This is a genomic window from Isoptericola sp. NPDC056134 (genome assembly GCF_042264825.1).
GTDB lineage: Bacteria > Actinomycetota > Actinomycetes > Actinomycetales > Cellulomonadaceae > Isoptericola > Isoptericola nanjingensis.
The window spans coordinates 1-1334 of sequence record NZ_JBHJVM010000078.1; the positions used below are offsets into that span (position 1 = coordinate 1).

Consider the following 1334-nt stretch of genomic DNA (forward strand, 5'->3'; position numbering starts at 1 on the left):
CCCCTGGCCCAGGAAGGCGCCGGCCAGGTTCATCACCGCGGCCATCGCCAGAGCCGCACGCGGGGTCAGCGCCCGGGTGGAGACCGAGGTGGCGATGGCGTTCGCGGAGTCGTGGAAGCCGTTCGTATACGTGAAGCCGAGCGCGACGCCGATGGTCACGACCAGCGCAAAGGTGTCCACGAGGTTCAGGACTCCTTGACCGCGATGGTCTCCACGGTGTTCGCGACGTGCTCGAACGCGTCAGCCGCCTCTTCCAGCACATCCACGATCTGCTTGAGCTTCAGCACCTCCATGGCGTCGTACTTGCCGTTGAAGAGGTGGGCCAGCAGCTTGCGGTGGATCTGGTCGGCCTGGTTCTCCAGACGGTTGACCTCGATCCAGTACTCGGTGAGGTTGTCCATGGTCCGCAGCCCCGGCATGGCCTCGGCGGTCAGTTCCGCCGCCCGGGCCAGCACCTCGATCTGCTGCTCGACGCCCTTGGGGAGCTCCTGGACCTGGTAGAGGACGACCAGGTCGACGGCCTCCTCCATGAAGTCCATGATGTCGTCGAGCGAGGACGCCAGGTTGTAGATGTCCTCGCGGTCGAACGGCGTGATGAAGGAGGAGTTCAGCTGGTGGAAGATCGCGTGGGTCGCATCGTCCCCCGCGTGCTCCGCTGCCCGCATACGCTCCGCGATCTCGACTCGGGAGGCAGAATCCGCCCCGAGCAGTTCCATCAGGAGTTTCGAGCCCGTGACAATGTTGTCCGCGGAGGCGGAGAACATGTCGTAGAAGCTCGTCTCCCTGGGGGTCAGACGAAAGCGCACGTGGGGTCCTCGGGATGCTTTGGATTCGGTCAGGCTGATGCTAGGCGCATCATCCGGCCACGGCTAACCGGCGTTCTTCAGTGTCGCCCATCGGACACGGCGATCAGCACGGACCCCCGGTCACGTTTCGGCAGGATTCGTTACGATATACCCGGCAGGGGTATATCAGGACAACGGGAGGACGCAGATGACCACGACCGGAACCGGGGCCGGGGCCGGAATCACGGGGGCGGAAGCGGCGGGTGGGACCGCTCCGGACTGAGGCGTTCCTCGTCCGCGGCCGACGCGGCGATCATCAGCTCGCCGCACAGCTCGATCTCGGCGAGGGCCACACAGTCCTGAGCGTTCGGAGCGCTGAGCGTCACCACGTGCGTCACCTCTCTCTGCCGTCCTCCCGGCCGTCACCGGCCTCTGGCAACACCGACATCCCAGCCTAGGGAGCGCGATACCTGCCGCGCATGGCACGGACGGACCATTTTGAGCCCCCTCCCAACCGGCCCCACCCCCCGGCCCGTCCCGGTACCCGCG

3 protein-coding genes are annotated in these 1334 nt (G+C 66.2%); all 3 read right to left on the reverse strand.

Features of this window, described 5'->3' with window-relative positions; genetic code table 11:
* On the reverse strand, positions 1–180 hold a 180-nt coding region (locus tag ACFCZN_RS21380; protein ID WP_430558102.1), incomplete at its 3' end, for an inorganic phosphate transporter.
* Positions 181–185: 5 nt separating this feature from the next.
* Positions 186–806, reverse strand: a complete 621-nt coding sequence (locus tag ACFCZN_RS21385) for a DUF47 domain-containing protein (protein WP_003968094.1) — start codon at positions 804–806, stop codon at positions 186–188.
* Between the two features lie 221 nt (positions 807–1027).
* Positions 1028–1174 (reverse strand): hypothetical protein, encoded by a 147-nt coding sequence (locus tag ACFCZN_RS21390; RefSeq protein ID WP_430558103.1) that lies wholly within the window; start codon positions 1172–1174, stop codon positions 1028–1030.
* Positions 1175–1334: the final 160 nt, after the last annotated feature.